Source organism: Marinobacter sp. G11 (genome assembly GCF_021282325.1).
Taxonomy (GTDB): Bacteria; Pseudomonadota; Gammaproteobacteria; order Pseudomonadales; family Oleiphilaceae; genus Marinobacter; species Marinobacter vinifirmus.
Genome location: NZ_JAJSPB010000074.1, coordinates 1 through 2,879, shown reverse-complemented (window position 1 = coordinate 2,879; position 2,879 = coordinate 1). Strand labels below are relative to the sequence as shown.

2 protein-coding genes, 1 pseudogene and 1 riboswitch are annotated in these 2,879 nt (G+C 51.3%); all 3 genes and pseudogenes read right to left on the bottom strand.

Annotated elements, in window-relative coordinates:
• Nucleotides 1-125: 125 nt before the first annotated feature.
• Nucleotides 126-341, bottom strand: a pseudogene (locus LWH94_RS18950) (manganese efflux pump MntP); the annotation flags it as partial.
• A 7-nt stretch (nt 342-348) separates the two neighbouring features.
• Nucleotides 349-518: riboswitch (yybP-ykoY riboswitch) on the bottom strand.
• 51 nt (nt 519-569) lie between these two features.
• Nucleotides 570-1,535 carry a CDF family Co(II)/Ni(II) efflux transporter DmeF gene (dmeF, locus tag LWH94_RS18945; protein ID WP_022989549.1) on the bottom strand — a complete coding sequence of 322 codons (966 nt, stop codon included), beginning with the start codon at nt 1,533-1,535 and terminating at the stop codon, nt 570-572.
• Between the two features lie 440 nt (nt 1,536-1,975).
• Nucleotides 1,976-2,590, bottom strand: a complete 615-nt coding sequence (locus LWH94_RS18940; RefSeq protein ID WP_232903283.1) for a tyrosine-type recombinase/integrase — start codon at nt 2,588-2,590, stop codon at nt 1,976-1,978.
• Nucleotides 2,591-2,879 lie beyond the last annotated feature (289 nt).

Here is a 2,879-nt window from a genome sequence, read left to right as displayed (position 1 = left end):
GGGGCCGTCGCCCCATCAGGAATTGTGAGCCCGTCGGCTCAACCACGTTGAACCCGGAAAAACGAGTGGTAGAGAAAGACGTCGCTTAAACAGAGAAATCAGTGCCAACTGTCTTGAAAAACACCGATCCAGTGATCCCACGCTTCCACATAACCAGATGCTGACTTTCCGATCAGCCATCCTACCAATGGTGTAATGGCTTCTATTGAACCGAAGATGAGACCTATCTTAAAGGCTTCTGGAAGACGAGGGCTTTTTAGCGTCGCACCTCTGCCAATTGCAGCGGCAAAGGCATCTGTGGACATGGCAAAGGCAAGTAAAAGAAGGGTAATCGGGTTCATCTAACTGGCTCCGGTCGGGCATTTCGAGTCCACGATATATCCACACGCCCGACCTTGGGCATGGATATATCGATGGTCTCGCCAACCGAGAGGTGTTCGTACCATGGCATATGGCCAATTATGTTGATACGAACTCTTCCGAACTTCGGAAGCAGGCTACTCCCCAACGAAGCGCGAATATAGCAATCATCCATAGGGATCGCAAACTGCCCTGCCTTCATTGCAGGCTCAGCAAGTTTCCGGTGCGAAAGCGTGGTGTTCGGTGCATTGGTGTAATTCGACCGTTACATGCACCAGGGATCGACACTGGGCCTGAATGCGATCCTTGTAGACCGAAGGCGATTCGGGCTGGTGCGAAACCACCGAAACAATAGCAGCATGAATGTTGGGACCAATCGACCAGACGTGCAGGTCACCGACTTTTGCATCGTTATTTTCGACGGCCTGTTTGACAGTTTTTTCCAGGTCTTGATGCTGTTCGTCAAGGAGCACTTTCGAAGTGTCTTTCAACAGATGCCAGGACCAACGGGTGACCAGAATGGCACCGATGATACCCATCATAGGGTCCATCCAATTCCAACCAGCATATTTTCCGGCTAACAGTGCCACAATGGCCAGAACCGATGTCAGAGCATCCGCAAGCACATGAAAGTAGGCGGCACGGCGGTTATGATCATGGTGAGAATGGTCGTGGTGATGCCCGTGATCATGGCCGTGACTGTGTCCATGGTCATGCTCTGCACCCCCCAATATCCAGGCCGATACGCCGTTGACCACCAGGCCGATGATGGAAACAAAAATCGCACCGTCAAAGGAAATGGGGACTGGCTGTATAAACCGTCCCACGCTCTCGATGACCATGTAGAGGGCGAAGGCTGCCAGTAGAATCGCGCCGGTAAAACCACCAAGCGCATTAACTTTACCCGTACCAAAAGAGAACCGTGCGCTGCCTGCATTCTTCCTGGCGTAGGCATAGGCGAATGCAGCAATACCAAGCGCTACTGCGTGCGACCCCATGTGAAGCCCGTCTGCCAACAATGCCATTGAGCCATAAATTATGCCGGCCAGAATTTCCCACACCATCATCGCAAGCGTGAGGCCTACGACAACAAGTGTGCGGGCCTCACCGGAGCGTCTTTTGTCCTGACCAAAAATGTGGTCGTGTTGCCAATGGTCAAGTCGTTCGTGGTGCATGGCAGTGTTCCTGGCGAGCGTGGAATGGCGGTCGGGAAAGCCGAGGCAGTCTTTTGATCTATACCTAAAGGGATATCAAACGGACGCTATGGTAACAAAATAATGGGCACCGCCCGGGTGATCCCACCAAACGACTGTGAAATCAAATCATATTGGAAAGCGGACTTTTTTTGCCACTCGACGCCTTGCTGGCCATGCATAATTTGTTAGCAAGACCGGCCATCCCACCAATCCAACTGCGCCAAAAACGCGGCGAAAACATCACAAACACACTGAGCAATTCCAACCTCCCCAGCAACATAGCAATTATCTAAAGACGCAGTACGAATGTTCGCTTTTGTTTTAGCGACTGGAGGAACCTGATCTAAACCCGAGGGTAATCATCGACTGGAGCTGGCAGCGGATGCGGCATCCAGGGACCAAGAAGCCAAGTTACGCCTTTAGATCTCAATACTCTCAGCTATCTCCAGAGCATCTTCAACCTCGACGCCGAGGTATCGCACGGTGCTCGACATATTTGTGTGTCCCAATAGCAACTGTACGGCTCGAATATTTTTGGTCTTCTTATAGATCAATGTCGCTTTGCTACGTCTCATTGAATGGGTTGCGTAGACTGAGGGATCAAGTCCAATGCTGGTTATCCACTTTTTGACGAGACGGGCGTATTGATGAGTAGTGATATGGTCAAACTTTCGCATCCGGCTCGGCCACAAATAATCCATTCCTGAGAGTCCGCGCAATTCGATCCACGCTTCGACCGATTCGCGGGTCTTTTTGGTTATCTCAAACTGGACAGGCTGACTGGTTTTTTGCTGGATGACTTGCGCCCGATCCATAACCTCACCGTTTCTGGAAATATCTCGAACCAGAAGCTTCACCATATCGCAGGATCGGAGTTTGCAATCAATCGCCATGTTGAACATCGCCAGCTCGCGAATGTTCTTTGCAATCTCTAATCGAATGCGGATAGCCCATATTTGTTCGAGTTTGAGCGGTAACTTCTGGCCAACGAGCTTTCCCTTGTTCCAGGGAGCTTTGCTGATAGGAAATGTCATGACGTGGCCCTCTTTGGAGGGTAAGGGCCTTTAAGTATGGCTCAGAAGATTGCTCTCTGCTGGCCAACCTGGTCGCAAAGCGAACGTTCAGATTTCGGAATAACGCTTGCAGCATGCGCGTCCACGGAATGGAGCCGAAGGCGCAATGTAGTGGGCGTCGCCGTGCCTGCACTTGATACTGATTGAGCCTTCTCCCCAGCCCAGCGGTTGCCCGCTAAGCTGGAAGGCGACCAAGCACTACAAGGGAGAAGACTCATGAACTTTTACCATAGCACCCACCGCCATTATT